The following is a 25,290-nucleotide window of genomic DNA, read 5'->3' on the forward strand; positions in this document are numbered from 1 at the left end:
TGTTCCAGCCTCTTAGGTTCTTGTAGGTTCAACGAACACGTGTAACCGTTTCGGGCGAACAACTAACGTCTCGCCCTCCTTCAGCTGCAGATGGGTAAAACGCTCATTCGACATCACCGCTTCGATCAACTCGCTGTTATCAATGCGCTGCAAGTCCAGCTGGGCCAGCGGACCGATCGCATGCGCGCGGCTCAGTTTCACGACGATGCCTTCCGCACCCTGCGTGTAGCGGTCGATTTCCAGGTCATGCGGACGCACGTAGGCCGTGCCTTTGCTGTCGCTCACGCCTGCGTAATCGGGCACTTCGAAGCTGGCGTCGCCCGTCGCCATCACGCCGTCATGCACGCGGCCGTGGAACAGGTTGACGTTACCCAGGAAGCCATACACGAAGGGCGAAGCCGGATGGTTGTAGACTTGCTCTGGGGAACCGAGTTGCTCGACGGTGCCCTTGTTCATCAGTACGACCTGGTCCGCCACTTCCAGCGCTTCCTCCTGGTCATGCGTGACGAAAATACTGGTCACGTGCAAGTCGTCATGCAGGCGACGCAGCCAGCGGCGCAATTCCTTGCGCACCTTGGCATCCAAAGCGCCGAACGGCTCGTCCAGCAGCAGCACGCGGGGCTCGACAGCCAGCGCGCGCGCCAGGGCGATACGCTGGCGTTGCCCGCCCGACAGTTGCGGCGGATAGCGGTCGGCCAGCCAGTCCAGCTGCACCAGTTCCAGCAAATCTTTCACCTTGCGGCGGATCTGGTCTTCCGACGGACGCTCGCTGCGCGACTTCACGCGCAAGCCAAAGGCCACGTTTTCAAACACGGTCATGTGCTTGAACAGTGCATAGTGCTGGAACACGAAACCGACTTGCCGCTCGCGCACGTGGCGGTTCGACGCGTCTTCCGCATCGAGCAGCACCTGGCCGCTGTCAGGATGTTCCAGGCCGGCGATGATGCGCAGCAAGGTGGTCTTGCCGCAACCGGACGGGCCCAGCAGGGCCGTCAATTCACCGGCGGGAAAGTCCAGCGAGATATTGTCGAGGGCGACGAAATCACCGAAACGTTTATTGATGTTTTTAACTGCGATGGTCATATCAGTGCTCCGTAGAACGTAAGGCGGAATCGTCGGCGTCGCTCTCGTTCAAACGCCACTCAATGAAAGCTTTCAGGGCCAGGGTCACCAGGGCCAGCAAGGCCAGCAGGGAGGCGACGGCAAACGCGGCGGCGAAGTTGTACTCGTTGTACAGAATCTCCACCTGCAGCGGCATGGTGTTGGTTTCGCCGCGGATATGGCCGGACACGACGGACACGGCGCCGAACTCGCCCATGGCGCGGGCGTTACACAGGATCACGCCATACAGCAGACCCCACTTGATGTTCGGCAAAGTGACCCTGCGGAAAGTATTCCAGCCCGAGGCGCCCAGCACGATGGCGGCTTCTTCCTCTTCGCTGCCCTGCGACTGCATCAGCGGGATCAGTTCGCGCGCGACGAACGGGAAGGTGATGAAGATCGTGGCCAGCACGATGCCGGGCACGGCAAACAAAATCTTGATGTCATGCGCCTGCAGCCATGGGCCGAACCAGCCCTGGGCGCCAAACATCAGCACATAGATCAGGCCGGAAATCACCGGGGAAACGGAAAACGGCAAATCGATCAGGGTCAATAAAATGCTCTTGCCGCGAAATTCGAACTTGGCGATGCACCAGGAAGCGGCCACGCCGAACACCAGGTTCAGCGGCACGGCGATGGCGGCCGTGATCAAGGTCAATTTAATGGCGGAAATTGCGTCCGGATCGATGATGGCGGCGATATACGCTTCCCAGCCCTTCTTGAACGCCTCCGCAAACACAGCCACCAGGGGCACGATCAAAAAGGTCGTCAGGAACAGCAAGGCGATGGTGATCAATACCGTGCGCACCCACAACGGTTCCAGCACGACGGGGCCGACATTCGGCTCGAAGCGGCGCGCCGTCGGGCGCGCATTGTCCACGCCAGCGACGGCAGTCGTATTCGTACTCATGATTTCTTCGCCTTTCCGCGCGTCCATGCTTGCAGCAGGTTAATCGTCAACAACAGCAAAAAGGAGACCACCAGCATCACCACGGCGATGGCCGTGGCGCCCGCGTAATCGTATTGCTCCAACTTGGTAATAATGAACAGTGGCGTGATTTCCGACACCATCGGCATATTGCCGGCGATAAAGATCACGGAACCGTATTCGCCCGTGGCGCGGGCAAAGGCCAGCGCAAAGCCTGTCAGCAAGGATGGCAAAATCGTGGGGAAGATGACGCGGATAAACGTTTGCAGGGAGTTGGCGCCCAGGCTGGCGGCCGCTTCTTCCAGTTCCTTTTCCGCGTCTTCCAGCACCGGTTGCACGGTGCGCACGACAAACGGCAAGCCGATGAAGGTCAGCGCCACCACCACGCCCAGCGGCGTGAACGCCACCTTGATGCCCAGCACGCCTTCGATGAACTGGCCGAACCAGCCGTTCGACGAATACAAAGCCGTCAGGGTGATGCCGGCCACGGCCGTGGGTAAGGCGAACGGCAAGTCGACCAGCGCATCGATGATGCGCTTGCCGGGGAATTTATAGCGCACCAGCACCCAGGCCAGGATGCCGCCAAACACCACGTTCAACAGGGCGGCGATCAGCGAAGCACCAAACGTCAGCCGGTACGACGCCATCACGCGGTCGGACGTGACGGCGCTGAAGAAGGCGTCCCATGTCATGGTGAAGGTTTTCAGGAACACCGACGACAGCGGAATGAGAACGATCAAGGCCAGGTAAAAGAGCGTAAAGCCCAGTGACAGCTTAAACCCCGGCATGACCCGAAACGGCGCTCCGCGCGCCTTGAGCGGTGCTGCTGATGCTGCTGACATAGAAACTCCTTCTTATTACATTTTTGAGTTATAGGGCGCAATAATCACATGCAATCGTTATAAAAAGAACTAACCATTTCTCATTTGCTTAGATGGATTTTGCATACTTCCCTGTCAAAGCGTTGGACGAAAAAAAAACGCACCGGCGAGGTGCGCTTTTTGTAAAAGTAAAAACTTTTATTTATTTGGCTGCGGCGTGAGGCGCAAGTACGGCTTGGCAGCTGTAAAGCCCTTCGGATATTTCTGCTTGATCACGTCCGGATCTTGCACGGTCAATGGAATGATGACGTCGTCGCCATCTTTCCAGTTGCCGGGCGTGGCCACCGTGTAGCCGTCCGTCAGTTGCAAAGCGTCGATGACGCGCAGGATTTCATTGAAGTTGCGGCCCGTGCTCAGCGGATACGTGAGGATCAGCCGTACCTTCTTGTTCGGGTCGACGATGAAGACGGAGCGCACGGTGGCCGTGACGGACTGTTCCGGGTGGATCATGTCGTACAGCACCGACACTTTCTTGTCGACGTCGGCGATGATGGGGAAGCCCACCACCGTGTTTTGCGTCTCTTCGATATCCTTGATCCAGCTCTTGTGCGACTCGGCCGCGTCCACGGACAGGGCGATCGCTTTCACGTTGCGTTTGTCGAATTCCGGCTTGAGCTTGGCCGTCAGGCCCAGTTCCGTCGTGCAGACGGGGGTAAAGTCGGCCGGGTGGGAAAACAGCACCACCCAGGAATTGCCAGCCCACTCGTGGAACTTGAGCGGGCCTATCGAGCTGTCTTGTTCAAAATCAGGGGCGACATCGCCCAGGCGTAAAGTCATCATGATCTCCTGTGAGGTTGTGTGGCAATCGGATTCGTCGAATCAGGCTGCCTGACGGTGGCGCTTGTCGCTTTGCGCCAGATCAAACAGTGTTTGCAGCTGCGCCTGGCCGTAGACCCAGTCACCAAGGCGCGACTCGGCGTTGATATGGCCCAACGCACCGCCATCAATATACTTGCAATTCCAGCGCCGTGCCCACTGCGCTGCGTGTTCGGCAGTCATCCACGGATCCGTCTGGCTGGCGATCAGGATGCCGGGGCAAGGCAGCCGCTTTTGCGGCAAGGCCTTCGCCACGCCAAACTTGTCGGGATCGGCCGGCCCCACCAGCAGCACGCCAGCCACGCCCTGCGGGTCGCGGGCCAGGCTATGCGCCGTCGTCAGGCAGCCGAAGCTGTGGGCGACGATCAGCGTCGGGCGTGCATCTTGTCGCCGCACCTGGTCCAGGCGCGCCGACCAGGTGGCCAGGTCGGGGTCGTTCCAGTCATCCTGCTCGACCCGCTCGAATTGCGGATACAGGCGCTGCCAGCGGCTCTGCCAATGCTCGGGACCGCTGTTATGCAAGCCCGGCACGATCAGTACCCGGTAATCGGAAAAGCTGCGCAGCGCCATGATGTGTCCTTTTAGTAACGGTCTGGCAATCGTGCCATCCGGTATTACTTAGGCTGGTAGATCTGGTCGAAGATGCCGCCGTCGGCAAAGTGCGCCTTTTGCGCGGCAGTCCAGCCGCCCGCCACTTGCTCGATGGTGAACAGGTTGACCTTGGCGAACTGCGATGCGTATTTCTTCGCCGCCTTGTCCGTTGCCGGACGGTAGTAATTCTTGGCGATGATGTCTTGCGCTTCGTCCGTGTACAGATAGTTCAGGTAAGCCTCGGCCACCTTGCGTGTGCCATGCTTGTCGGCAAACTTGTCGACGACGGCGACAGGCGGCTCGGCCAGGATGCTGACGGAAGGCGTGATGATGTCGAACTTGGTCGGACCCAGTTCCTTGACGGCGAGATACGCCTCGTTTTCCCAGGCGATCAGCACGTCGCCGATACCGCGTTCAACAAAGGTGGTGGTGGCGCCGCGTGCGCCGGAATCGAGCACGGGCACGTTTTTATACAGCTTGCCGAGGAAATCCTTGGCCTTGGCTTCGTTGCCGCCCGGCTGGCGCAGCGCATAACCCCACGCGGCCAGATGGTTCCAGCGGGCACCGCCCGAGGTTTTCGGGTTCGGCGTGATGACGGACACGCCCGGCTTGATCAGGTCATTCCAATCCTTGATGCCTTTCGGGTTGCCCTTGCGCACCAGGAACACGATGGTCGAGGTGTAAGGCGAGCTGTTGTGCGTCAAGCGCTTTTGCCAGTCGGCGGCCAGCAGCTTGTGCTCGGCCAGCGCGTCGATGTCATAGGCCAGGGCCAACGTGACCACGTCCGCTTCCAGGCCATCGATGACGGCACGCGCCTGCTTGCCGGAACCGCCGTGCGATTGCTTGATCTTGACGTTGTCGCCCGTCTTGCCTTTCCACTCCTTGGCAAATGCCGTGTTCACATCCTGGTACAGCTCGCGCGTCGGGTCGTATGACACGTTGAGCAGGGTGATATCGGCAGCCTGCGCTGTTTGCAGAAGGGCAAACGCGCTGATGGCGGCGGCAATGATGATTTTTTTCGACAGCATCTAAGATCCCCGAGTGGTTGAACTTTCAGAGCCACCAGATTACGGCGCCATGGCCGCAAAGAGAACGAAGCGTTTCGCCATTTGATATGCGATTTCCGCATATGGGCGAGGCGCAACGGGGATTTAGCAGTTAATAAAAGCGGTTGAACAGGACGACGGCCCACGTGGCGAAAGCGAGGATGCACGTGAGCAGCACGGCTGCGCTGCCGAAATCCTTGGCGTTTTTCGACAGTGGATGGCGTTCCAGCGAGATGCGGTCGACCACGGCTTCGATTGCCGAATTGATCAGTTCCACGATCAAGACCAGCAGCAGCACGCCGATCAGCACCAGTTTTTCAAACGCGGAGATGCGCAGCAGCAAGGCAATCACCGTGCCGACGACGAACAGGCCCAGTTCCTGGCGGAACGCGTGTTCGTGGCGCCAAGCTGCTTTCAAGCCATCGAGCGAGTAGAAAAAGGCGGAAAAGATCCGCTTCAAGCCACTTTTACTTTTGAATTCATTTACAGGTTGCATGGTTTTCCATATGTAAAGCAGGTGCAGTGGACACATTATGGGGGTGACATAGCACTGTGACCATTTATTCGCTGAATATCTCGGAACATTTCACTATTTTTTCACATCATGGTATAAAGAAGCATGAATACTGCATTGCACCAAATCCATCATGAAAATTGAACCGGTCGCTGCCCCGAAGACAACGATCCAGGTGATCGAACGCATGGTCGCCCTGCTCGATGCCCTGGCCAAATATTCCGACCCGGTCAGCCTGAAGGAATTGTCGAAAGTTTCCGGCCTACACCCCTCGACGGCGCACCGCATTCTCAACGACATGGTGCTGACGCGCTTTGTCGACCGCATCGAACCGGGCACCTACCGGCTGGGCATGCGCCTGCTGGAACTGGGCAATGTGGTGAAAAGCCGCCTCAGCGTGCGCGAAGCGGCGCTGGACTTCATGCGCCAGCTGCACAAGAAAACCCAGCAAACGATCAACCTGTCCGTGCGCCAGGGCGACGAGATCGTCTACATCGACCGCGCCTTTTCCGAGCGCTCGGGCATGCAGGTGGTGCGCGCCATCGGCGGGCGCGGTCCGCTGCACCTGACCTCGACGGGCAAGCTGTTCCTCTCCGTCGACGAGCCGAAAGCCATCCGCGCCTACGCCACGCGCACGGGCTTGGCCGGACACAACAAGAATTCCATCACGGATCTGCAAAAGCTCGAGCGCGAGCTGAGTCTGGTGCGCGAGCGCGGCTATGCGCGCGACAATGAAGAGCTGGAACTGGGCGTGCGCTGCATGGCCGCCGGCATCCGCGACGATACAGGCAAGCTGATCGCGGGACTGTCGATCTCGGCGCCAGCCGACCGCTTGCAGGATGAGTGGCTGGTGGACCTGGTGGAAACGGCGAACCAGATTTCCGTGACCTTGGGATTCATTCCTCAAGAGTAATAAGAATGCAGGGCGGCCATGCCGCCCTGGACACCTTACCCTCCTGGCAAGCTCATATTGGCTGGTTTCAGTGCCTCGAGCCACTTGCGCATGCGTCCCGCATCGGCCGTACGCGACTGTTTTCCCTTGGAATCGAGGAAAACCATGATCACGGCGCGTCCTTCGATGACAGCCTGCATCATCAAGCAACGTCCCGCTTCATTGATGAAACCCGTCTTTTGCAGGCCAATCTCCCAGCCCGGATTGGCCACCAAGTGATTCGTATTGCCAAACTGCATGGGCTGGCCGCTCGCTTCGACGATGGCTTTCGGGTCCGTCGAGTACTCGCGCAGCAGCGGATGGCGGAAGGCGGCCATGGCCAGCTTGCCCAGGTCGCGCGCGCTGGCCACGTTCATTTTCGACAAGCCGCTGGAATCGACGTAATGCGTATCCATCATCCCCAGCTGGCGCGCCTTGCTGTTCATGGCGTCGACAAACGAAGGCAAGCCGCCCGGATAATTGCGGCCCAGCGCCGAGGCGGCGCGGTTTTCCGAGCTCATCAGGGCGATGTGCAGCATATTCGCACGCGTCAATTGCGAACCCACCTTCAGGCGCGAGCTGCTGAACTTGGCGCGGTCAACGTCCTCGTCCGTGATCGTCAGCACTTCATCCATGTCCTGGCGCGCTTCGACCACCACCAGGCCCGTCATCATCTTGGTGATGGAGGCGATGGGCAGGGCGACATTCGAATTCTTTTCAAACAGCACTTCCGCATTGGCCTGGTCCAGCACCAGCGCCACGCTGGACTTGAGGTCGAGCGGATCACGTGTGAGGTTCAGGCCTGCCAGGTCGCCCATGGTCGGCATCGGTGCGGCCATGGGCACGGCCACGCTGCTGATTTTTTGATAGATGACCTTGCGTTTGCCGCGCACCATAACGACCCGGCGCACGGTCTTTTCGCGCGGCGCGGCCGTCGCGCCCTTGCGCAGCACGACTTTGACTTTCTTGGTGTTGTGTTTCTTCGCGGCTGAGGATTTGCCGTTCGCTTCCTTGGCGTGCACGGCCGCAGCCGGCGCCAGTGCAAACAGCAGGGAAGCCAGGATACCCAGCGCCAGTTTAAACTTAGCCATTCGATAATTCCCCGTGAAGCTGTTGCCTTATTGCAGTGTAGCGAAATGCAGAGTAATCGCAAGTCTATTTAACAGTTAGGACAGTATTTATTGCAGTAATGAAATACAAAACGTTAGCGATCCGCAAACAAGCCCATCCTTGACGGGCGGTTTACCGGCGCCTATCACTGGCAATGTCTATTTGTCCATGAATTTAACAAAGCCGGCCAGCGGCTCGCGTTCCGTGTTCAGGCGGTTCTCGACCTTGTCCGGGTCGGCATAACCGAGGGCCATGCCGCACACCACCATTTCGCTGGCCGGCACGCCCAGCTCGTCGCGGATGATGTCATGGTAATGAATGAAAGCCGCCTGCGGACAGGTGTCGAGCCCGCGCGCGCGCGCCGCCAGCATGATGTTTTGCAAGAACATGCCGTAGTCGAGCCAGGAACCCTGTTCCAGCACCCGCTCGATGGTAAAGATCAGGCCCACGGGCGCATCGAAAAACTGGAAATTGCGCCCGTGCTGGGCAGCCATGCCGGCCGTGTCGCCCCGCTCCAGGCCCAGCAGCTGGTACAGGTCCAGGCCGATCTTGCGGCGGCGCTCGATGAAAGGCGCCGTCCACTGGCGCGGGTAATAGGTATACGACGCCGTGCGCGCGGGCGCATCGGGCGCCTTCGGCGCGTCGTAGGCGGCGAGGATGCGGCGCGACAGGCGCAGGCGCGCCTCGCCCGACAGCACATACACTTTCCACGGCTGCATGTTGGCACCCGACGGCGCGCGCGCCGCCACTTCCAGGATGCGCGCGATGTCGTCCTGCGCCACCGGCGTGGGCAAAAAGGCGCGGATCGAACGGCGCGACAGAATCACGGCGTCCACGGCTTGCTGCGCCGACTGTGTTTCAGATGCTTGCTTGTTCACTGCCCTGCTCTCCCGCTCTCTACTTCTTGACCACAAATACCACACCGACCACGGCCACCAGCATGCCGGCGATGCCCAGCATATTAAAGGCTTCGCCAAACATCAGCCAGGCCATCACGGCCGTCGTGGGCGGCGTCAGGTAGAGCAAGCCCGTCACTTTCGTCGCATCGCTGCGGCGGATCAGGGCGAACAGCAGGAAGATGGCGCCGATGGACAGCACGAGTACCGACCACAGCAACGCGCCAATAAAATTCGCCGTCCATTGCACATTGCTGAAATGCAGGTCCAGCCCTTCGTAATACAGGGCGAATGGCAAGACCACCACGATGGAGGCGGCAAACTGCACCACCGTGCCGGTGCGCAAGTCGAATTGCGGACAGTGGCGTTTTTGGTACATGGTGCCGGCCGTCATCGACAGCAGCGCGAACACGCACAGCAGCACACTTTCTACCGTCAAACCCACGAGGTTGATCTTCGCGTACACGACGAGAGCCACGCCCAGCAAGCCAAAGAACAGGCCCAGCCACTGGCGCGGGCGCACGGATTCGCCGATCAGCGGTGCGGCGCAGGCCGTCAGCACGGGCTGCATGCCGACAATTAACGCAGACAGGCCGGCCGGCATGCCCAGCTTGATGGCGCACCAGACGCCGGCCAGGTAGCCGGCCTGCATCAAAATGCCGGCCACGGCGATCTGGCGAAACTGTCCTACCGGCCAAGGCGCGCGCAACAGCAGCACCAGCGGCAGCAGGATCACCAGCACGCCCAGGAAGCGCAACAGCAGAAAGGTCAGCGGCGGCGCGTAGGGCAAGCCGAACTTGGCCACGATAAAACCTGTGCTCCATAACAACACAAAGAAGCCGGGCAAGGCCATCGGCGCCAGGGTCGTCAGGAAAGGGGTTTTGGGGGCTTTGCCGCTGGCGCCAGCCGCGGCGGGAAGATTGGACATGGTATCAACTCGGGAAACGGGATCGGCACCGGGGCCTGCGCCAGTGCGGGAGGCAAAGTCTAGCATGCTGCGCCGCACCCGTCCTGAAAGGCGGGGAAATAACAGTTTAGGGTTAAACCATTAGCACACAGAAATCAAATATTTCTCTTTAGAAACAATGGTTTTTGACGCAAATCTATTCAATTGTTGCATCGCACAAGAATCGCTTGACTTACGTTTTTTTCGCCGTAGAATAGGGTTTGTTGCGTTGCACAATTCTTGTTCAGCTTGAAAAATTTAGATTCACCTGCTTTCCCAAACGGTACACGCAGCATCAAATTAACCAGATTTCGATTTTTTGGAGATTTATATGTTTTCAATTCCTGAGCAATTTTCGTCCGCTACCAAAGCCAACCTGGAAGCCCAATTCGCCCTGTTCTCGTCGCTGACGGGCAAGGCCTTCGAAGGCATCGAAAAGATAGTCGAACTGAATCTGACCGCTGCCAAGGCAACGCTGGAAGAATCGACCGCCGCCGCCAAGCAATTGCTGTCGGCAAAAGATCCACAAGAATTCTTTTCGCTGACCGCTGCCCAAGCCCAGCCTGGCGCCGAAAAAGCCATCGCTTACGGTCGTCACCTGGCTGCCATCACGTCGGGCACGCAAGCCGAATTCAGCAAAGCTGCTGAATCGCAAATCGCTGAAACCAACCGTAAAGTCCTGTCCCTGGTGGAAGAAGTCACCAAGAACGCGCCAGCCGGTTCGGAAAACGCCGTCGCCATCCTGAAAAGCGCCATCGGCAACGCCAATGCAGGCTACGAGCAATTCTCGAAAACCAGCAAGCAAGCCGTCGAAGCCATCGAAGCCAACCTGGCATCGGCCGTGAACCAGTTCACGCAAGCGGCTGAAAAAGTCGTGCCACGCGCTGCCGCCAAGTAATTATTAAGCGACCGCCAAGGCGGTCCGCTGTACCAGCTCCTCCAGGCATCCATCCCGCATTTCCCCGACGGATGCCATTATGCCCCAGCCTGGCTGGGGCATTTTTTATGCCTGAACACTTCCTGAACGTGATTACTCCCCCAGATACGCCGCCTTCACGCGCGGGTCGTCGAGCATGGCGGCCGCGTTGCCGCCCATGGTGACCAGGCCGGAATCCATCACATAGCCACGGTGCGCCGCCTGCAGGGCCAAACGGGCGTTCTGTTCGACCAGCAGAATCGTGATGCCTTCGGACGACACCTTGCGGATCACCTCGAAGATTTTCTCGACCATGATGGGCGACAGGCCCATCGACGGCTCGTCGAGCAGCAGCAGCTTCGGATGGCTCATCAGCGCGCGCGCCATGGCCAGCATCTGCTGTTCGCCGCCGGACAGGGTGCCGGCCATCTGCGCCGCCCGCTCCTTGAGGCGGGGAAACACGTCGAACCAGCGGGCGATATCGTCTTCGACGCCGACCTTGTCCGTGCGCGTGTAGGCGCCCATCATGAGGTTTTCGCGGATCGACATGCGGGTAAACACGCCCCGCCCTTCCGGCACCATGGCCAGCTTTCTTTCCACCAGGTGAAATGATTTCGTGCCCTTGAGCGATTCGCCCAGGTAGCTGATCGTGCCCTCGATCTTGCATTCAGGCAAAGTCCCCGTGATGGCTTTCAAGGTCGTCGTCTTGCCGGCGCCATTCGCGCCGATCAGGGCGATCAGCTCGCCTTGGTTGACTTCCAGGTCGATGCCTTTCACCGCCTTGATGCCGCCATAGGCCACGTGCAGGCCCGCCACCTTCAATATATTGCTCATGCGTGCGATCCCCCCAGATAAGCCTCGATGACGGCCGGATTTTTTTGTATTTCGGCCGGCAAGCCTTCCGCGATGCGCTTGCCATATTCGAGTACCGTGATGCGGTCGCACAGTCCCATCATCAGTTTCACGTCGTGCTCGATCAACAGCACGGTCTTGCCTTCGGCCTTGATTTTTACCAGCAACTCACGCAAGGCCAGCTTTTCCGTCGCATTCATGCCGGCCGCCGGCTCATCGAGCGCCAGCAAGGTCGGATCGGTGGCCAGCGCGCGGGCGATTTCCAGGCGCCGCTGGTCGCCATACGACAGGAAGCGCGCCGTGCGGCTGGCGAACTGGGCGATGCCGACGAAATCGAGCAATTCCATGGCCCGCTTGCGGATCGACGCCTCTTCCTCGCGCGCCGCCTTGTGGCGGAAGATGGCGCCGAACACGCCCTGGTGCGAGCGCACATGGCGCCCCACCATGACGTTTTCCAGCGCCGTCATGTCGCCAAACAAACGGATATTCTGGAAGGTGCGCGCGATGCCCGCCTTCGCCACCTTGTGCGGCGCGGACGGCGAATACGGCTTGCCAGCCAGCTCGAAGGTGCCCGTGTCGGGCTGGTACAGGCCGGTGATGACATTGAAAAACGTCGTCTTGCCGGCGCCGTTCGGGCCGATCAAGCCATAGATTTGCCCTTGTCGGATGGTAATGCCCACGTCGGTGAGCGCCTGCAAGCCGCCAAAACGCTTATTTACGCCGGCAATATTGAGAATGATCTGTTCGCTCATGCTATTCCTCCCTTAAGCGGACACGACGCCGGTGGATTTGTTCGGCTGGTCCACATCGTGGTCGGGCCGGTCTTCGTGCTTCGGCGATGGCCACAGGCCGGCGGGACGGTTGAGCATGATCAACACCATGGCCAGTCCGTACAGCAACTGGCGCAGCACTTCCGCCTCGATCACCACGTGGCCGAACAGCGCCTGCTGGGCCGGCTCCACCACGTGGCGCAGCACTTCCGGGATCGAAGCGAGGATCACGCCGCCAAGGATCACGCCGGGGATATGGCCGATGCCGCCCAGCACCACCATGGCCAGCACGGCGATCGATTCCGTCAGCGAGAACGATTCCGGCGAGACAAAGCCCTGGAACGAAGCAAACATGGCGCCAGCCACGCCGCCGAACGAGGCGCCCATGGAAAAGGCCAGCAATTTCACGTTGCGCGTATTGATGCCCATGGCCTTGGCGGCAATCTCGTCTTCACGGATGGCCACCCAGGCGCGGCCCAGGCGCGAATGCTGCAGGCGCTTGGTGACAAACACAACGGCGATGCACAGGAACAGGAACAAAAAGTAATAGGCGTTCACGGACGGCATGGAAAAACCGGCCACCGTGACGGTGCTGTTGGTGCCCGCCTCGCCCGCCAGGTTGACGCCGAAGATGCGGATCGGGTCGATCAGATTGATGCCTTGCGGCCCATTCGTGAAATTGATTGGGTCGTTCAAATTATTCATGAAGATGCGGATGATCTCGCCAAAGCCCAGGGTCACGATGGCCAGGTAGTCGCCGCGCAGCTTCAAGGTGGGCGCGCCGAGCAAGGCGCCGAACAGGCCGGCCACGGCAGCGGCCAGAGGCACGATGATCCAGATCGACAAATGGATGCCGTTTTCGCGGATTTCCGGCCCCATCAGCTGCACCAGGGTCTCGCCCAGCACCGGATATTGATTCACCACCGATTCGAGCAGGATGGCGAACTGGGGCGACGCCAGCAAGGCCGTCAGGTAGGCGCCCACGGCGTAGAAGGCGATGTAGCCGAGGTCGAGCAGGCCTGCAAAGCCGACGACGATGTTCAAGCCCAGGGCCAGCATGATGTACAGCAAGGCCATGTCGATGATGCGCACCCACGAGTTGCCGAACTGGGCGGCAAAAAACGGGAACACCATCAGCAGCGCGGCCAGGCCCAGCATGCCGGCGTAGGCTTTGGTCGGATTTTTCTTAGCGTCGAAATCGAGTAGTGCCATGATTTAATCTCCCAGTTTCACATCAGGCACGGTCGGCCACGCGTTCGCCCATGATGCCGGACGGGCGCAGGGTCAGCACGATGATCAGTACGACGAAGGCAAAGATATCCTGGTAGTGGCTGCCCAGGAAGCCGCCCGTGATGTCGCCGATATAGCCGGCGCCCAGGCTCTCGATAATGCCCAGCAAGATACCGCCCAGCATGGCGCCGTAGATATTGCCGATGCCGCCCAGCACGGCCGCACAGAAGGCCTTCAAGCCGGGGATGGCGCCCATGGAAAATTGAATGGAAGCATAGTTGGCGCCCCACATCACACCGGCCACGGCCGCCAGCGCGGCGCCGATGGCGAAGGTGGCAACGATGACCTTGTCGGAATCGACGCCCATGAGTCCTGCTACGCGGGGGTTTTCCGCCGTGGCCCGCATGGCGCGGCCCATCCGTGTTTTTTCCACCAGCAACACCAATCCGCCCATCGACAGCGCGGCCAGGGCCAGCAGCAGCACTTGCGTTTGCGAAATCACGGCGCCGCCTATGTTGATGGGATCGGTCGACAGCAATTGCGGGAAGGGCAAGGGATTGCGCGTCCAGATCATCATGGCGAAGGTTTGCAGCAGGATGGAGACGCCAATGGCGGTAATCAGGGGAGCGAGGCGGGGGGCGTTGCGCAGGCGGCGGTAGGCGACCCGCTCAATGATGATGTTGACCAGAATACAGATGGGAATGGCGCCGAGGATGGCCGTGGCCAGTTTCAAATAGCCGGGCCAGTCCGGCACATAAATGCCCAGCAACTTGAGAATGGTCAAGCCCACCATGGCGCCGATCATGAGCACGTCGCCGTGGGCGAAGTTGATCAGGTTCAAAACGCCGTACACCATTGTGTAACCGAGGGCGACTAAGGCATACATGCTGCCCAACACCAAGCCGTTAATGATCTGCTGGATGAATGTATCCATGATTGCCCTATCAAATATGCATTTTTCGGGAACAACTTCCGCCAGAACATGTCGCTGATACAAAAACGGCACCGGAGGAAGAATTCCTGCAGTGCCATCCCTGGACCGTTCTCACCAGCATGGTGCACGCACTCAAAACGGGCGTGACCTTGCTTAGTCATAACGACAACATATTCAAGCTTGAGGCAATCATAACGATCTTTTGCAAAAACTAAGCTTGGAATAAATCGATCATTTCCGAATTAAATTCGGTTTTGAGGTAACTATTTCATCGATACTCAATCGCAATACAGACTCAGGCGACGTCGCGCTTGATCCCGTCGAGGCCTTTCGGCATCGGGAACGTGACGGCTTCCTGCACGCCGTCGAGCGGGCGCACGCTCTTCACGCCGCACTCTTTCAAACGGTCGATGACGGCTTGCACCAGCACCTCGGGCGCCGAGGCGCCAGCCGTCACACCCACGCGCAGCTTGCCTTCCAGCCAGGCGGGATCGATCTGCGAGGCATTGTCGACCATGTAGGCGGGCGTACCCATCTTCTCGGCCACTTCGCGCAAGCGGTTCGAATTCGAGCTGTTCGGGCTGCCCACGACGATCACCACTTCCACTTGCGGGGCCATGAATTTCACGGCTTCCTGGCGGTTCGTGGTGGCGTAGCAAATGTCGCCTTTTTTCGGCTCGGCGATATTCGGATATTTCGCTTTCAGGGCCGCAATAATGTCGCTAGTGTCGTCAACTGACAACGTTGTTTGCGAAACATAGGCCAGGCTTTCCGGATTGGCAACCTGCAATTTCGCCACATCGTCGAGCGTTTCCACCAGATGCATGCCCATATCGGCCTGGCCCATCGTGCCTTCCACCTCGGGATGGCCGTCGTGGCCGATCATGATGATCTCGCGGCCTTCGCGGCGCATCTTGCCCACTTCCATGTGTACCTTGGTGACCAGGGGGCAAGTGGCGTCAAAAATGCTCAGGCCGCGCGATTCCGCCTCGGCGCGCACGGCTTTCGATACGCCATGCGCGGAAAACACGAGCGTATTGCCAGCAGGCACGTCATCGAGGTCATCGATGAAGATGGCGCCCTTGTTGCGCAAGTCGGCCACCACATAGGCGTTGTGGACGATTTCATGGCGCACATAGATCGGTGCACCAAATTGCTGCAAGGCGCGCTCGACGATTTCGATCGCCCGGTCGACGCCAGCGCAGAAACCGCGGGGCTGGGCCAGTAACAGTTCTTTATCCATCGCTATTCCTTTTTACAGCACCGAAATGAGCTTGACTTCAAAACGCAGCGGCTGGCCAGCCAGCGGATGGTTGAAGTCGAACAGGGCCGAGTCCTCGCGCATCTCGCGCAGCACGCCGGCAAAGCGGCCGCCGCCCGGCGCGGCGAAGTCGACCAGGTCGCCGATCTTGTAGTCGGCGCCGGGCACGGAGTTTTCGTCCAGCGTTGCGCGCGAAACAGACTGCACCAGCTCGGGATTGCGCTCGCCAAAGCCTTCGCCGGCCGCCAGCTCGAAGGTCTGGTGCGTGCCTTCAGGCAAGCCCAGCAGACGCTGCTCGAGGAATGGCGCCAGCTGGCCCTGTCCCAGCATCAAGGTAGCAGGATTTCCGCTGAAGGTAGTGACAATATCAGTACCGTCAACAGTAGCAAGACGATAATGCAGGGTGAGGTAAGCCGCTTCGGTGACGACTGCTGGTTGCTCGTTGGACATAGTAGTTTTCAAGTAACTGGTGCAAAACGATATTGTAAGCCACCCTGAGCCAGCGCGCCCCATGCCATCTCGGCGCGGCCGTGCTTTTGTCAAAAAACATGGCCGCGCGCCCTGTCACTTATCCGACGTTGACGTACGTCAACCCGCCAGGCGTGCTGGCGTGATTGCCGAAGCCCGAGCTGTCTTCCAGATCGCCATCGAGCTTCCAGCGTCCCACGGACCGGTGCACGATGCCATACTGGCCATAGTCATACACTTCCTTCGGCGTCAGCACGCGATCGTACAGGATGACGTCCGACAACTGCCAGGCGGGCATGCCCTGCTCCAGCGCATGCACGGGGTGGCCGATCACAAGGGGGGTGCCGGCGGCCTGCACGAATGGATTTGTCATCTTGTTGCTCTGGTACATCAGGAAATCATCAACGTACAGGCTGATGCTCCCGTCATGCTTGACGGTGTAGGTGCAGCGAAACCAGCGGTTGGCAATATCCACCTGCAGGCCGTGGCCATGGCTATTGACGCCCTGAGCAACACTGTTCCACATGGACAGGAACGTCTTGCTATCCTGCTTGAACAGCGCCCATCCTTTCTTGTCCGCCTGATGCGCTACAAAAGCCTGCGCCTGCCCAACAGTCGAGGAGAAAGCCTGTTGCCGGACGCAATACGACAACGAAAAATCCGCGCTCTCATAGCGCACGGACGACGGCACGGTGAGCATCAGGCCAGGCTGGAATTGCAAGGTCTTCGTCACGCCGAAACAAGGCGTGGGCGGCGCCGGACGCATGGCATCTTCGCCGCGCAAGGCATCCCAGACAGCCTTGCGTTTGTTGCTGTAAGTCGGCGTCTCCACCAGGTTCAGACCGTCGTCTTCCATGGGTTTTCCCCCATTCCAGTCCCAATAGCACGCCAGTTGCACGCCCGTACGGCGTATGGCGCTCAACAAGGCATGCAGGTTGTCTTGCCGTTCGGTATCTTGCAACGCCAGCTCCTGCTTTTGCGACAGGCAAAAGCTGCCAAGGTAATACGGCTTGCCCAAGGCATGTGCGGCTCGCTGCATCACTTGCAGGTAAGCGAGCGAAGACGAGACGAAGTCGGCCGGCAAATCCGCGCTGCTGCCCAGGGCGCTGCTCACATATTCATTACCCGGGAACAGGTTTTCACACAGACAGTCGACCGGATCCGGATTCACGAATGGCAAGGTTTCCGTAACGTATTGCTGCAAGGATCCTTGACGGGGCGATGTATGAGCGATGCCGGCATTACCGGAAGAAATCATGCGCGCCAGACCATCGTTGTCACGCAGCAATTGCGCAGTCTCCTGGATGATTTCCCGGGTAGCGGTCAAGCTGATCCCGGTCACGCCCATCAGTTCCTGCGCAGCCATCCAGGCGGCGATGCCCGCGTGGTTGCTGTAGTGCTGCGCAAAAGCCTGCGCAAAGGCACGCATATAGCGGCGTGTTTTCGACTGTGGATTGACCAGTGCGACCCGCGCGATGGCGGCCTGTTCGTCTTTTGTAGCGCCCGCAGGGCCCGCTTCCCCCACCAATTGCGGCACGGCGTAGGGATTCCAGAATGGGCAGGCGATGATGCCGATGCCATTGGCCAGCGCGCAATCGAGCAGCGCCGTTATGGCAAGCCAGTACGAATCTTTGATATTCACATCGGTTAGCGTGTTGTCGGTTGCGAACTTTGGCTCGCCAACGACTTCGCCCCAGTTCCAATAGCCATCCTTGCCCTTGAAAGGCGCCAGCATCACCTGGAGGTACTTGAAGCCGTTGGCGGCAAGATACGGCAAATCGGTGCTGTAATCGGGAGTCTTCGGGTCCGGAGCGAGCGGTGCGTTAACGCTCCATTGACGGTGTTCCAGATATGCATGCGCATTGAGGCCGATGCCGCTGACCTTGCCCGTATTGACGCCGGCGGCGTTGAACTCTTGCATGACTCCATTGATAACTTTGATGTACGGCATGACGACTCCTGTAAAACAAGTGGAAGACATTGAGTTCAGGGCCCTGACTCCCCATCGCTGCAACTTGCATGGAATGCAACGACAGGCAAATGATAGCGCCTGAAAATGGCCGGGCCGGGCATCTTGGTTTTTTTACCATGATCTGACAGGAAGACGAGCTAGCGCAGCATGGCCGCCTGGGGAAGGCGCGACAATCGTTGACAGGCGCCACGACCAGCCGGGCGCGACGGGGAGGCAGCATGGGCATCAAGGATTGGCCGGCCGGCGAACGGCCGCGCGAACGACTGATCGAGGATGGCGCGCAGTCGCTGTCAGACGCGGAATTGCTGGCCGTGTTCCTGCGCACGGGCGTGCGCGGCAAGAGCGCCGTGGAACTGGCGCGCGACACGGTCGAGCACTTCGGTTCGCTGCGCGGCCTGTTTGGCGCCAGCCTCGTGAGTTTTTCCGCCGTGCACGGCATGGGCAGCGCCAAGTTTGCCCAGTTGCAAGCGGTGCTGGAACTGGCGCGGCGCGCCATCATCGAAGACTTGCAGGCGGGGCAAGCCCTCAATTCGCCGCACGCCGTCAAAGATTATTTGCGCCTGACCCTGGGCCACCTGGCGCATGAAGCATTCCACGTGTTGTTTTTGGACGTCAAGAACCGCCTGATCACGACCCAGGAAATGTTTCGTGGCACGCTCACTCACACCAGCGTATATCCGCGGGAAGTAGTGAAACAAGCGCTGCTGCATAACGCGGCCAGCGTCATGCTGGCGCACAACCACCCGTCCGGCACGCCGGAACCGAGCGAATCGGACTTATTGCTGACGCGGGCGCTGGTGCAAGCGTTGTCGCTGGTGGACGTGCGCATCCTCGACCATTTCGTCGTGGCCGGGCGACATGTGCATTCGTTCGCAGAACATGGCCAGATCTAGGCCAGGACTGGCCAGGCAGCAGTTAACCATGTGTAAACAAGGACATACGTGACAGCAGCGACACGCTTATCTAACAGTAAACAGCGTTGTTTACCAGTGCTTTCCCCTGGGAAGAAGGGTGAAAGTCAAATTGTTAAATTATTTCAACACAACATGACACAATTGTTTTTCGCAAGTCATTGATAAATCTGCTTATTTTGGATATACTCTCGTTTTTCCAATTTGGAATATCTTTAAGGAGTGCGCCATGGCACGTGTTTGCCAAGTCACTGGGAAGAAGCCGATGGTCGGCAACAATGTTTCCCATGCAAACAACAAAACCAAACGTCGTTTTTTGCCTAACTTGCAGAATCGTCGTATTTTTGTTGAATCTGAAAACCGCTGGGTCTCCCTGCGTTTGTCCAACGCCGGTCTGCGCGTCATCGATAAAGTCGGCATCGACGCCGTATTGGTCGATATGCGCGCTCGTGGCGAAAAAGTCTAATTAGCAGAATAAGGGAGCTATCATGGCAAAATCAGGCCGCGACAAAATCAAGTTAGAATCGACCGCCGGTACGGGTCACTTCTACACGACCACCAAAAACAAGCGTACGACGCCTGCGAAAATGGAGATCATGAAATTTGATCCTAAAGCACGCAAGCACGTAACGTACAAAGAAACCAAAATCAAGTAATTGATATTGTGTTCTGTAAAAAGAGCCGCTCCGATGAGCGGTTTTTTTTCGCCCTGATTTTCATCTCGCGTTCTCCCCTTCTGCCTGGACGAAAAAAAAGGCCCTGGAAACCAGGGCCTTGATATGACGCGACGGCTTACTCAGGCATAGCTGCGCAGGCGCAGGGAGAAATCTTGCAGCGACTTGATGCCCGACGCTTCGGCACGCGTGCACCAGTCTTGCAGCTTTTGCAGCAATTGCTCGCGCGTAAAGTGCGAACGTTCCCAGATGGCGCCCAGCTCCACGCGCATGTGGTGCATGGTTTCCAGCGCCTTGCTGTGCTGGAACAACTCCGACAACTGCTCATGATGCGCATCGGCCAGCTTGCCCGGCTCGCGCTGCATCAGCTTGCGCGACGATTTCAGGAAGCGTTTTTCCAGCTCGGCCTTGTGCTTCAGGTGTTCCAGCTCTTCCTTCCAGGCATGCTTGATCGATTTCGCATACTTGGCCATCACGTCGTAGCGGTTGGCGATGACGGACTGCAAGGTCTCGAAATCCGCTTCCAGCTTGCCGTGCGAGAACTTCGGCTCCGGCGCCAGCTTTTTCACCTTCGCCAGGCCTAGCATTTCCAGTGCGCGGATATACGCCCAGCCGATATCGATTTCATACCATTTCGACGACAGCTTGGCCGACGTCGCATACGTATGGTGATTGTTGTGCAACTCTTCGCCGCCAATCAAGATGCCGAAGGGAATGATGTTGGTGGCCGCGTCGGCGCAGTCGTAGTTGCGGTAGCCCCAGTAGTGGCCGATGCCGTTGATGATGCCGGCCGCCGTGATGGGGATCCACATCATTTGCACGGCCCACACGGAAATGCCGATCACGCCGAACAACACGAAATTGATGACGAACAGCGATACCACGCCCAGCCAGCTGTATTTGGTGTACAGGTTGCGCTCGATCCAGTCCGTCGGCGTGCCGTGGCCGTACTTGGCCATGGTTTCCATGTTCTTCGATTCAGCGCGGTACAGCTCGGCGCCTTCCCAGAACACTTTCTTGATGCCGCGCGTCACGGGGCTGTGCGGATCTTCTTCCGTATCGCATTTGGCATGGTGCTTGCGGTGAATGGCGGCCCATTCTTTGGTGACCTGGCCCGTCGTCAGCCACAGCCAGAAACGGAAGAAATGACTAGGGATGGCGTGCAATTCCAGCGCCCGATGGGCCTGGTGGCGGTGCAGGTAAATCGTGACGCTGGCGATCGTGATGTGGGTGACCACCATGGTGTACAGGAAAACTTGCCATGCGGACAAATCGGTAATGCCAGTTGCCATGAACTGCAAAACGTCGTGTAAAACGGAACTCAATGTCATTACTGCTACTCCAAGTGGACAGGGCGTGCGCACGGTCGCTCCAGTGACTCTGGAGGTCCGGCAGAGTTAATTTTAGGCGTGATTGTACGCCCTAATGGGTGCGATCAGGCAAAATCGGAGGCAGGCAGCGAGGTTAAGGCTGGGTGCCGGATGGCGTGGACTCACCCTCTGCCGCGCCCGCGAGCGGGGCAGGAGGCGTACCAACAATACGCAATTCGCGTTGCGGAAACGGTACAGTGACCTTATGTTCCTGCAAGGTGCGCCAGATAGCGCGGTTCACATTCGACTTCACGCCGCCGGTGCCGTTTTCCGGGTCCGCGATCCAGAAGCCGATCTGCACATCAAGGCCGTCGGCGCCGAAACGCACGAGGGTGGCCGATGGCGGATTGCTTTGTGACACACGCGGCACCTTGGCCGTCGCCGCTTCCAGCAAGGGGAAGATGACATCCAGATCCGTTTCATAGCCCACCGACACGGCCGTCGACAGCCAGACCATGCGGTTGCTCAGCGACATGTTCTGCACGCCGCCGGAAATCAGCATTTCATTCGGCACGATGGATTCAACGCCATCGCCACCCAATAACACAGTATAGCGCGTATTGATTTGCGTGACCTTGCCTGTAAATTGACCCACCGTAATCATGTCGCCGATGGTGAGGCTGCGGTCAAGCAGGATGATGAAGCCGGAGACGAAGTTCGCGGCGATCTTTTGCAAGCCAAAGCCGAGCGCCACGCCGAAGGCGCCGCCAAACACGGACAGCACCGTCAGGTCGATGCCCACCAGCGACAGGCTAACCAGCACGGAAACAAGGATCAGCACGGCGCGGCCCATGCGCGACATCACCACGCGCAAGGAAGTGTGCAAGCCCTGCATTTTCATCAGGCGCTCGTCGAGCGAGGTGCCGGCCCACATGGCCAGCACCAGCAGCACGGCCACCGAAATAGCGGCTTGCAAGATGGCAGCCACGGAGACCTTGTTGCGTCCCAGCGGGACGACGATGCTTTCCAGGAAGGTATGCAATTCCGGCCACAGGCCCGTGATGTACAGGGCCATGCCGGCCCATACCACCACCGTGAAGATCTTTTCCAGCAACAACATGGTCGGGCTGATGTCGCCATGGCGGGCAAAAATGCGGCGCAGCACGTAAAACCCGAAGCGCACCAGCGCCATCGAGGTGCACAGGGGAATGGCGATACTGAGCAGGTTCACGGACTGGAACTTGGCCAGGAAATGCTGCGCAATACCCAGCAGCATGGCCGCCAGCACGGGCGTCAGGATGCGGATGAAACTATCGGTGCGCTGCAAGGTTTCCGGCGTGGCGGGCACGGTGGCCGCTTCCGCTCGCTGGTGCAGGAGCACGCGCAACTGCCGCACCAGCAGCCAGCTCAGCGCCAGGCAGCCGACGATGACCAGCGCCTGCCACAGGATGGCCGGTTGGCGGAAATCGTTGACAAAATCAGTGATCAGGTTGAGCAGCGGGGTTTCATTCATGGCGCAGGAGGTCCGGAAGGTGGGACGGAAGTGGTACGGATGGGCATCTAGCCCATGCCGCCAGACGGGCTGGCGGCATTGAAAGCCGCCACTGCAGGGTGCAGCGGCGGCCCGTGGCAGGCTTACTCGGCTGGTTCAGCGTCAGCGTCGTCGGCCGGTTTTTCATCGGCGTAGACTTTTTTCGGCATGACCTTGCGCTCGAACACGGCGGCGAAGAAACCGTCGGTCTGGTGCAGATGCGGCAACAATTTCAGGTAGTCGCCCATTTCCAGCTCGATCTTCTGTTCGGCCAGCACCTTGCTCATCGGCACCAGAGTGAAGTCCGGATGGGCGGCCAGGAATTGCTCGGCGATAAAATCGTTTTCTTCGTTCAGGAAGCTGCAGGTGGCGTACACCAGGCGGCCGCCGCCCTTGACCAGGCGCGCAGCGCCGGCCAGGATGGCTGCCTGCTTGGCTTGCAGTTCCACGATGGAATTCGGCTGCTGGCGCCATTTCACGTCCGGATTGCGGCGCAGGGTGCCCAGGCCGCTACATGGCGCATCGACCAGCACGCGGTCGATCTTGCCGGCCAGGCGCTTGATCTTGGCATCGCGCTCATGCGCGATCTGCACCGGATGCACGTTCGACAGGCCGCTGCGGGCCATGCGCGGCTTCAGCTTGGCCAAACGTTTTTCCGACACGTCGAACGCGTACAGACGGCCCGTGTTGCGCATCAGCGCGCCCAAGGCGAGCGTCTTGCCGCCCGCGCCGGCACAGAAATCGACCACCATTTCGCCGCGCTTGGCGCCGACGATCTGCGACAGGATCTGGCTGCCTTCATCTTGCACTTCGATGGCGCCGCTCTGGAACAAAGGCATGTTTTGCAGCGAAGGCTTCTTGATCACGCGCAAACCCAACGGCGCATAGGGCGTCGGCGTGCTGAGGATCGGCGCTTCGGCCAGGGCCAGCATCACATCTTCACGCGTGGCCTTGAGCGAGTTCACGCGCAAGTCCAGCGGCGCCGGCGCATTCAGCGCATCGGCCAGTTTCATGGTTTCCGCTTCGCCGAACTGGGCGATCAGCTTGTCGAACAGCCAGGTCGGCATGTTGGCGCGCATGTTCGACGGCATCAGGCTGCGGTCGATCTGCGTGATGCGTTCCAGCCATTCCACTTCTTCTTCCGTCAGGCCGCCCAGGGAGTCCGCACCGACGGCTTCGGCCAGGCCGAGGATGGTCAGGCGGCGCATGGTCGGGCCACTGCCCGCTTCGGCAAAGTCCGTGAAGAACGATTTGTTGCGCAGCACGGCATAAATGCCTTCGGCGATGGCGCCGCGTTCGCGCGAACCGAGGCGCGGATGGTCGCGGAAATAGCGCGACAGGGTGGTGTCGGCCGGGGCCGTGAAACGTAAAATTTCGCGCAATACTTCTTCAGCATTGGCAAGTATCGCTGGTGGCAATCTCATTGTTATTCTTCCTGTAATATTTTATTGAGGGTCCACGCGGACCTGGCCATGCTCGACTGACAGTTTATCGTCAATGAACAGGCGGATGGCGCGCGGGTAAAGCAGATGTTCCTGTACCAGCACGCGCGCCGATAAGCTGTCTTCTGTATCGCCTGGCAAGACGGGGACTGTCGCGCTCGCCACGGCCGGACCATGGTCAAGCTCGGCAGTCACGAAATGCACGGTCGCGCCGTGTTCCGTCACGCCCGCCTCGAGCGCCTGGCGGTGTGTCGCCATGCCCGGGAACAGCGGCAGCAGCGACGGGTGGATATTGAGCATGCGCCCCGCGTAATGCTCGACGAAGGGCGGCGTCAGGATGCGCATGAAACCGGCCAGCACGACCAGGTCGGGGGCAAAGCCGTCGATTACGGCTTGCAGCGCCGCATCAAACTGTTCGCGGCTGGCATAATCCTTGTTGGCAACAACTGCCGTCGCTATCCCGTGTTCCGCGGCAAAAATCAATCCCTGGGCATCAACCCGGTTACTGATGACAGCGGCAATACGGGCTGGCCATTGCTCGGCTTGCGCCGCGCGTACAACCGCTTCCATGTTGCTGCCGCGTCCGGAAATGAGGATAACGATATTTTTCATAGCGCGCATTGTACCCGCTATGGCGATGCGAACCAAGAAAGGCCGGCGATATTGTTGCGCCGCAACATGATCGCACAACAGGTGCTTTCGCCGGACGATGCTGCCTGCCAAGCCGGAAAAAGGCTGATTTTACGCTATCACAACGTGAGTAAGTGTTTACTCGAACGAATAGAAGACGCGGAACGGGACTTTCTTCTCGGCCCAATAGTCGGCCGCGTCGCGGAACACGTCGAGCAGGATCTCGCGCGCTTCCTTGTCGAATTTTTGCGTATTTGGCAATTGCTCGAGCACCACCAGGAAACCCGTCTGCGTGCCGGCCTTGAACATGGTGTCCGTCAGACACAGGCGCAGGGCATCGAAATTCTTCGCCAGGTTTTTCGGAAACAGGAATGCTTCTGCAATAATGCCGATGACTTGTTGTTTGGTCTGTCCAGCGTTGCAATGCGCATATAAAAAGTGCTGCCCGAGACGAATCGCCTCGTCTTGTAATTCGGTCACGCGAAAGGCACGGATGGACTGGACAAGGTTGGGCGGCACGGTTAGTAACAAACTCATTTTTCCCTCAAATCGACCTGTTATGTATGGATTGTTCTAGCTGCTCTTCTTATTGCATCCCCGCACGCGGGTCAATGCGCACGCGGTGATTC

General features: G+C 59.1%; 27 protein-coding genes. 5 read left to right on the forward strand and 22 right to left on the reverse strand.

Annotated elements, in window-relative coordinates:
* Positions 1 to 12 precede the first annotated feature (12 nt).
* The 7 genes from CSQ93_RS10565 to CSQ93_RS10595 form a co-directional block, all read right to left on the reverse strand.
* Positions 13 to 1,083, reverse strand: a complete 1,071-nt coding sequence (locus CSQ93_RS10565; protein ID WP_099378006.1) for a sulfate/molybdate ABC transporter ATP-binding protein — start codon at positions 1,081 to 1,083, stop codon at positions 13 to 15.
* A gap of 1 nt (position 1,084) precedes the next feature.
* The gene (gene cysW / locus CSQ93_RS10570; protein ID WP_099378184.1) at positions 1,085 to 2,011 is read right to left on the reverse strand and encodes a sulfate ABC transporter permease subunit CysW; all 927 of its coding nucleotides are present in this window, start codon (positions 2,009 to 2,011) and stop codon (positions 1,085 to 1,087) included.
* Positions 2,008 to 2,817 (reverse strand): sulfate ABC transporter permease subunit CysT, encoded by an 810-nt coding sequence (cysT, locus tag CSQ93_RS10575; protein WP_099408869.1) that lies wholly within the window; start codon positions 2,815 to 2,817, stop codon positions 2,008 to 2,010. The genes cysW and cysT overlap by 4 nt, the downstream gene beginning before the upstream one ends.
* 231 nt (positions 2,818 to 3,048) lie before the next feature.
* Complete coding sequence (locus CSQ93_RS10580) at positions 3,049 to 3,687, reverse strand: peroxiredoxin (RefSeq protein ID WP_034785187.1); 639 nt, start codon at positions 3,685 to 3,687, stop codon at positions 3,049 to 3,051.
* A 42-nt stretch (positions 3,688 to 3,729) separates the two neighbouring features.
* Entirely contained in the window at positions 3,730 to 4,296 is a 567-nt protein-coding gene (locus tag CSQ93_RS10585) for an RBBP9/YdeN family alpha/beta hydrolase (RefSeq protein WP_099378007.1), read from the reverse strand.
* Between the two features lie 44 nt (positions 4,297 to 4,340).
* On the reverse strand, positions 4,341 to 5,345 hold the full coding sequence (locus CSQ93_RS10590; RefSeq protein ID WP_099378008.1) for a sulfate ABC transporter substrate-binding protein: 1,005 nt from the start codon (positions 5,343 to 5,345) through the stop codon (positions 4,341 to 4,343).
* A 130-nt stretch (positions 5,346 to 5,475) separates the two neighbouring features.
* Positions 5,476 to 5,859, reverse strand: coding sequence for a diacylglycerol kinase (locus CSQ93_RS10595; protein WP_035821531.1), 384 nt, complete (start codon positions 5,857 to 5,859; stop codon positions 5,476 to 5,478).
* 151 nt (positions 5,860 to 6,010) lie between these two features.
* Between CSQ93_RS10595 and CSQ93_RS10600 the strand changes: the two genes are divergently transcribed.
* Positions 6,011 to 6,790, forward strand: a complete 780-nt coding sequence (locus CSQ93_RS10600; RefSeq protein ID WP_099378009.1) for an IclR family transcriptional regulator — start codon at positions 6,011 to 6,013, stop codon at positions 6,788 to 6,790.
* A gap of 35 nt (positions 6,791 to 6,825) precedes the next feature.
* Here the strand turns inward: CSQ93_RS10600 and CSQ93_RS10605 are convergent, their stop codons facing one another.
* From CSQ93_RS10605 to CSQ93_RS10615, 3 genes are all read right to left on the reverse strand, one after another.
* Positions 6,826 to 7,899 (reverse strand): serine hydrolase, encoded by a 1,074-nt coding sequence (locus tag CSQ93_RS10605; RefSeq protein WP_099378010.1) that lies wholly within the window; start codon positions 7,897 to 7,899, stop codon positions 6,826 to 6,828.
* Between the two features lie 177 nt (positions 7,900 to 8,076).
* Positions 8,077 to 8,796: a nitroreductase gene (locus tag CSQ93_RS10610; protein WP_099378011.1), complete on the reverse strand. Its 720-nt coding sequence runs from the start codon at positions 8,794 to 8,796 to the stop codon at positions 8,077 to 8,079.
* A gap of 19 nt (positions 8,797 to 8,815) precedes the next feature.
* Positions 8,816 to 9,742, reverse strand: a complete 927-nt coding sequence (locus tag CSQ93_RS10615) for a DMT family transporter (protein WP_099378012.1) — start codon at positions 9,740 to 9,742, stop codon at positions 8,816 to 8,818.
* Between the two features lie 349 nt (positions 9,743 to 10,091).
* Between CSQ93_RS10615 and CSQ93_RS10620 the strand changes: the two genes are divergently transcribed.
* Positions 10,092 to 10,658 carry a phasin family protein gene (locus CSQ93_RS10620; protein ID WP_099378013.1) on the forward strand — a complete coding sequence of 189 codons (567 nt, stop codon included), beginning with the start codon at positions 10,092 to 10,094 and terminating at the stop codon, positions 10,656 to 10,658.
* 132 nt (positions 10,659 to 10,790) lie between these two features.
* Here the strand turns inward: CSQ93_RS10620 and CSQ93_RS10625 are convergent, their stop codons facing one another.
* The 7 genes from CSQ93_RS10625 to CSQ93_RS10660 all read right to left on the reverse strand — a co-directional run bounded on the left by CSQ93_RS10625 (position 10,791) and on the right by CSQ93_RS10660 (position 18,142).
* Positions 10,791 to 11,510 (reverse strand): ABC transporter ATP-binding protein, encoded by a 720-nt coding sequence (locus CSQ93_RS10625; protein WP_099378014.1) that lies wholly within the window; start codon positions 11,508 to 11,510, stop codon positions 10,791 to 10,793.
* On the reverse strand, positions 11,507 to 12,280 hold the full coding sequence (locus CSQ93_RS10630; protein ID WP_099378015.1) for an ABC transporter ATP-binding protein: 774 nt from the start codon (positions 12,278 to 12,280) through the stop codon (positions 11,507 to 11,509). The genes CSQ93_RS10625 and CSQ93_RS10630 overlap by 4 nt, the downstream gene beginning before the upstream one ends.
* Before the next feature lie 12 nt (positions 12,281 to 12,292).
* A complete protein-coding gene (locus tag CSQ93_RS10635; protein WP_099378016.1) occupies positions 12,293 to 13,510 on the reverse strand; it encodes an ABC transporter permease subunit in 1,218 nt (405 codons plus the stop codon).
* Positions 13,511 to 13,532: 22 nt separating this feature from the next.
* Complete coding sequence (locus CSQ93_RS10640) at positions 13,533 to 14,462, reverse strand: branched-chain amino acid ABC transporter permease (protein WP_034747477.1); 930 nt, start codon at positions 14,460 to 14,462, stop codon at positions 13,533 to 13,535.
* Between the two features lie 295 nt (positions 14,463 to 14,757).
* The gene (gene ispH, locus CSQ93_RS10650) at positions 14,758 to 15,705 is read right to left on the reverse strand and encodes a 4-hydroxy-3-methylbut-2-enyl diphosphate reductase (protein WP_035821545.1); all 948 of its coding nucleotides are present in this window, start codon (positions 15,703 to 15,705) and stop codon (positions 14,758 to 14,760) included.
* Between the two features lie 12 nt (positions 15,706 to 15,717).
* The gene (locus tag CSQ93_RS10655; RefSeq protein ID WP_070224501.1) at positions 15,718 to 16,173 is read right to left on the reverse strand and encodes an FKBP-type peptidyl-prolyl cis-trans isomerase; all 456 of its coding nucleotides are present in this window, start codon (positions 16,171 to 16,173) and stop codon (positions 15,718 to 15,720) included.
* Between the two features lie 118 nt (positions 16,174 to 16,291).
* Positions 16,292 to 18,142, reverse strand: coding sequence for a LamG-like jellyroll fold domain-containing protein (locus CSQ93_RS10660; RefSeq protein WP_158301192.1), 1,851 nt, complete (start codon positions 18,140 to 18,142; stop codon positions 16,292 to 16,294).
* 239 nt (positions 18,143 to 18,381) lie between these two features.
* Between CSQ93_RS10660 and radC the strand changes: the two genes are divergently transcribed.
* The 3 genes from radC (at position 18,382) to rpmG (ending at position 19,730) form a co-directional block, all read left to right on the forward strand.
* Positions 18,382 to 19,056, forward strand: coding sequence for a RadC family protein (gene radC / locus CSQ93_RS10665; protein ID WP_099378018.1), 675 nt, complete (start codon positions 18,382 to 18,384; stop codon positions 19,054 to 19,056).
* 247 nt (positions 19,057 to 19,303) lie between these two features.
* Positions 19,304 to 19,540: a 50S ribosomal protein L28 gene (rpmB, locus tag CSQ93_RS10670; protein ID WP_010400928.1), complete on the forward strand. Its 237-nt coding sequence runs from the start codon at positions 19,304 to 19,306 to the stop codon at positions 19,538 to 19,540.
* Positions 19,541 to 19,562: 22 nt separating this feature from the next.
* Entirely contained in the window at positions 19,563 to 19,730 is a 168-nt protein-coding gene (gene rpmG / locus CSQ93_RS10675) for a 50S ribosomal protein L33 (protein ID WP_010400929.1), read from the forward strand.
* 140 nt (positions 19,731 to 19,870) lie between these two features.
* Here the strand turns inward: rpmG and CSQ93_RS10680 are convergent, their stop codons facing one another.
* The 5 genes from CSQ93_RS10680 to CSQ93_RS10700 all read right to left on the reverse strand — a co-directional run bounded on the left by CSQ93_RS10680 (position 19,871) and on the right by CSQ93_RS10700 (position 25,198).
* Positions 19,871 to 21,040, reverse strand: coding sequence for a DesA family fatty acid desaturase (locus tag CSQ93_RS10680; RefSeq protein ID WP_416208709.1), 1,170 nt, complete (start codon positions 21,038 to 21,040; stop codon positions 19,871 to 19,873).
* Between the two features lie 172 nt (positions 21,041 to 21,212).
* Positions 21,213 to 22,571: a mechanosensitive ion channel family protein gene (locus tag CSQ93_RS10685; RefSeq protein ID WP_099378019.1), complete on the reverse strand. Its 1,359-nt coding sequence runs from the start codon at positions 22,569 to 22,571 to the stop codon at positions 21,213 to 21,215.
* Between the two features lie 122 nt (positions 22,572 to 22,693).
* Positions 22,694 to 24,013, reverse strand: a complete 1,320-nt coding sequence (locus tag CSQ93_RS10690) for an RsmB/NOP family class I SAM-dependent RNA methyltransferase (RefSeq protein ID WP_099378020.1) — start codon at positions 24,011 to 24,013, stop codon at positions 22,694 to 22,696.
* 21 nt (positions 24,014 to 24,034) lie between these two features.
* Entirely contained in the window at positions 24,035 to 24,643 is a 609-nt protein-coding gene (gene purN / locus CSQ93_RS10695) for a phosphoribosylglycinamide formyltransferase (protein WP_099378021.1), read from the reverse strand.
* A 156-nt stretch (positions 24,644 to 24,799) separates the two neighbouring features.
* Positions 24,800 to 25,198, reverse strand: coding sequence for a barstar family protein (locus CSQ93_RS10700; protein ID WP_034747450.1), 399 nt, complete (start codon positions 25,196 to 25,198; stop codon positions 24,800 to 24,802).
* Between the last annotated feature and the right edge of the window lie 92 nt (positions 25,199 to 25,290).

This window comes from Janthinobacterium sp. BJB426, from assembly GCF_002735705.1.
Classification (GTDB): Bacteria; Pseudomonadota; Gammaproteobacteria; order Burkholderiales; family Burkholderiaceae_D; genus Janthinobacterium.